We start from the raw sequence: 3457 nt of genomic DNA, 5'->3' as shown, positions 1-3457 counted from the left end.
GGCCGTGGCAAATGGAGGCGATGGGCTTTCCCTGCGCTTCGAACTCACGCACCAGGGCTCGCACACCCTCGTTCAACCGCAGGTATTCAGGCGAGCGGCCGCCCGGAATGTAGAGCGCGTCGTAATCGGCGACGTTGACCTTGGCGAAATCCGCGTTCAAGGCGAAGTTGTGACCGCGCTTCTCGGAGTAGGTTTGATCGCCCTCGAAGTCATGGATGGAGGTCGCGATCGTATCGCCGGCCTGCTTGTCCGGGCACACCGCATCGACCGTATGCCTCATGGCGATCAACGCCTGAAAGGGCACCATGTTCTCGTAGTCCTCGACGTAGTCGCCGGTGATCATCAGTACCTTAGCCATCCCTGCACTCCTCTATCCGCTTTCCAAGCCCGTTCATCGCGGGTTGGATCAGTAGAGCAGAAGGCGTGCCGCACGAGGTAAGAATGGGATACTACATGCGCCGACACCGTCCCTGGGGCACCGAGGCATCACCGACACCTAAGGAGAAGTAGCTCTCGTGAAGTTGTTTATGTTCGTCACCAGAAGTCTCGGTGATCTGGGTGATGGGTCAGAGCTGCTGCTCATCGACACCGGATTCGAGGAGTATGCAGAGAAGTCCATTCCCGTTGAGGAACTGTCGTTCCTCAGCTCCCTACTCACCGCGCGAGACGATTACGAGTTCCTGCAGCGCGACGTGTCCGATTGGTGGCAGGAACGCGCCGGCGCCGCGGCCACGATCACCCTCCTGACGGACGATCCGGATCGGATTTGCGAGTCCGAACGCGCGCGACTGGACGGCGTTGCCGACGATGGCTGGGTGATCAACGGTACCTTCGTCGCGTTCAAGCGCGGCAACGCCGAGGCTGAGAGCGAAGCGCAGGAGCTGGTACGCGCCAGCTCCCTTGCGGAGGTCCAGTAGCTAGCCGACGCAGGCATCGCTGCGGACCTCCCAGCCGCCCGACACAACGCCTGGAGACCAGACAGGGTCTTTGAGACCCTAGGGGCACTCACCTCGCTTAGGGTAATGACCACCCTACTCGCCCCCAAGGAGACCCACCCATGGCGCTAGCTCCCGTAGAACTGCTTCAAGAAATGGGCGTGGCAGAACACCACGCCGCCATCTACATCGACGACCTCGTGGACACCCTCCCCGCCTACGGCATCGCCGACACCCGCGAGCGCCTGGCACACTTCTTCTCCCAGGTGCTCCACGAGTCCGGGATGATGCGCTTCGATGAGGAGAACCTGAACTATTCAGCAAAAGCCCTGCGCGCCGTCTTCCCCAAGTACTTCAAGACCATGCGTGAGGCCAACAAATACCATCGCCAGCCCGAGCAGATCGCGAACCGCGTGTACGGCGGCCGCATGGGTAACGGCAACGAGGCGAGCGGCGACGGCTGGCGCTACCGGGGACGTGGCCTCATCCAACTCACGGGCAAGCGCAACTACCAGGCCTTCGCCGAGTGGGTTGAGGACGAGCGCGTGGTGGAGCGGCCAGAGCTAGTGGCCATCGAGTACGCCGTGCAGTCGGCCGTGTTCTACTGGGACACGAACAAGCTCAACACCATCGCCGACCGGGGCGACGTGCGCCGGGTGACGAAGAAGGTCAACGGCGGCGAGAACGGCCTCGCCCATCGTTCGGAGCTATTCCTGAAGGCCAACGGCCTACTGGCGATGCTCGCGGTCTGATGCGCTCTACGGCGGCTGCAACGCCGCCGCCCGCCCTCGCAGAGCGCGACAACAGGGCCCAGGGCTGCTGTGGTGCAGGTCAAGACATCCAGTTAAGGTGACGCCCCTTGCTACTCGGATGCCCCACCATGCGCCTGACCCCAACCCTTGCCCTCCTCGCCGTCCTGTCCTTAGCGATGCCAATGGCGGTGCGTGGGGAACCTCACCAGGCGATGCAGCCCATCGCGTTTCTGATCGGCCATTGGCAAACCACCAGTACCTTCAACGACGGCGAGCAGCGAAAGGGAGACCTGCGCTACGAGTGGGTGCTGGGCGGTGAGTACATGAAGGTGACGTTCCAAGGTCAGCCGCCAGCCGACCGCCCCTACTGGGAGGCCCATGCCATGACGCGCTACGACAGCGAGACCAACGGCTACGCGTCTACGGCGTACTTCAATGGTGGTCCAGGCGTGGAGTATCGCGGCGAAGTGTTGAGTAACGGCATCTTCCGCCTATCCACCCTCGATGGAAGTGCAGGCATCGACTACCACCCACGGGAGCAGGCGGTGTACCAGGAGAATTGGCGGATCGCTGACGATGGAGCCAGGCAAGTCACCTTGCGAACGCACTACGAAGCCCTGGACTGAGCCCAGCGCGCTCGCCTGCCCTACGGCGCGCCGACGAGGCGACGCATCGCCTCGCTCTTCACGAAGTCCACCGCGCGCGCCAGCTCGGCAAGGCCAGCGCCAGGGGCAGCGCTCGCCACCTCATCGAAGGTCACGCGCGTGCCTTCACCCTCGGGCGCCAAGGTGATCGACCACACCACGTGCGCTCCTACCCCTTGAAGCGGACCGAACGGCGCGTTGAGGCGCAGCTCCCGGCCCACGTGCACGAGCAACACTTCGCCGTGGGCGACGGAGCCGCCATCCCAGTCCTCACGCCACAGGCCGCCGGCGGTGAGGTCGAGGGAGAGGTTGCTGGCGGCACCCGAATAGGTATGGTCCGGGTGCCACCAGCTGGCAGGGTCAGTCAGGCGTTGCCACAGCTGCGCGGGCGGGAGGGGCGATAGGCCCTCCTGATGCAGGCGAAAGTGCGTGTCGCTCGAGGCCACCACCTCGGCCTCGCTCGACATCGCCACCAGCATGCCTGCCGCTGCAACGAATATTCCCCTTAGCTCCATGATGCCCATCATCACCTTCCCTGCGCTGCGTTGGCTACTCGCCGAGCACGGCGGCGACGGCCGGCAGCTCGCCGGCGCACGCCTCGATGACGCCGGCGGGATCCGCCGCGCGCTCCACCATGCTCGTGATGTAGCCATGGATTCCCGACTGCACGATAAAGGGGACGCCGCGGTTGATGCGCATACCTTGCTCCATCGAGCCGCCGATGTCCTCGTTGGTCAGCCCTGGCGCGTAGAACATGACGTGCGGGGGGACGCGCATCAGCTCGCCGGCGCGGGCGTTCCAGATGTAGTTGTAGTCCGACATCATATAGTTGATGCCGGGCCGCGGGGGCGCCTTCAGCTCGCCCTTATCCGCTAAGACCGCGTAGCGCGACTGACGTTCCTGCAGCGACACACCCTCCGCCACCCAGTTCGTTTTGAGGATAATGCCGGGGATCACGGTGTCCGCGCCGGCGGCATCCACGCACTGGGGGATGATCGATCGGGCGTGGTTGCGTTCGACGATGCAGGTGAACGGGCCGTCGCTGCGTCGGGTCAGTTCGAAGCCCTGATCGGTCAGCGCGTAGACCGACGCTTGTTCGCGCAGGCGCAACGGCAGCGCCGAGAGG

General features: G+C 64.2%; 6 protein-coding genes. 3 read left to right on the top strand and 3 right to left on the bottom strand.

Going from position 1 to position 3457, the window contains the following annotated elements:
- Positions 1 to 358 (bottom strand): DJ-1/PfpI family protein (locus tag AAF184_25340; protein MEO0425679.1); only part of this gene is annotated, 358 nt, incomplete at its 3' end.
- A gap of 157 nt (positions 359 to 515) precedes the next feature.
- Here AAF184_25340 and AAF184_25335 point away from each other — a divergent pair.
- From AAF184_25335 to AAF184_25325, 3 genes are all read left to right on the top strand, one after another.
- Entirely contained in the window at positions 516 to 917 is a 402-nt protein-coding gene (locus AAF184_25335; GenBank protein ID MEO0425678.1) for a hypothetical protein, read from the top strand.
- A gap of 140 nt (positions 918 to 1057) precedes the next feature.
- On the top strand, positions 1058 to 1687 hold the full coding sequence (locus tag AAF184_25330; GenBank protein MEO0425677.1) for a glycoside hydrolase family 19 protein: 630 nt from the start codon (positions 1058 to 1060) through the stop codon (positions 1685 to 1687).
- A gap of 128 nt (positions 1688 to 1815) precedes the next feature.
- Positions 1816 to 2313 carry a hypothetical protein gene (locus AAF184_25325; GenBank protein ID MEO0425676.1) on the top strand — a complete coding sequence of 166 codons (498 nt, stop codon included), beginning with the start codon at positions 1816 to 1818 and terminating at the stop codon, positions 2311 to 2313.
- Between the two features lie 20 nt (positions 2314 to 2333).
- Here AAF184_25325 and AAF184_25320 read toward each other — a convergent pair whose 3' ends face one another.
- Complete coding sequence (locus AAF184_25320) at positions 2334 to 2858, bottom strand: SRPBCC domain-containing protein (GenBank protein MEO0425675.1); 525 nt, start codon at positions 2856 to 2858, stop codon at positions 2334 to 2336.
- 22 nt (positions 2859 to 2880) lie between these two features.
- A partial coding sequence (locus tag AAF184_25315; GenBank protein ID MEO0425674.1) for a hypothetical protein occupies positions 2881 to 3457 on the bottom strand: 577 nt, incomplete at its 5' end.

The organism is Pseudomonadota bacterium (assembly GCA_039815145.1).
In the GTDB taxonomy this organism is placed as follows: Bacteria; Pseudomonadota; Gammaproteobacteria; order Steroidobacterales; family JBCBZW01; genus JBCBZW01.
This window is presented reverse-complemented; position numbering and strand designations above follow the sequence as displayed.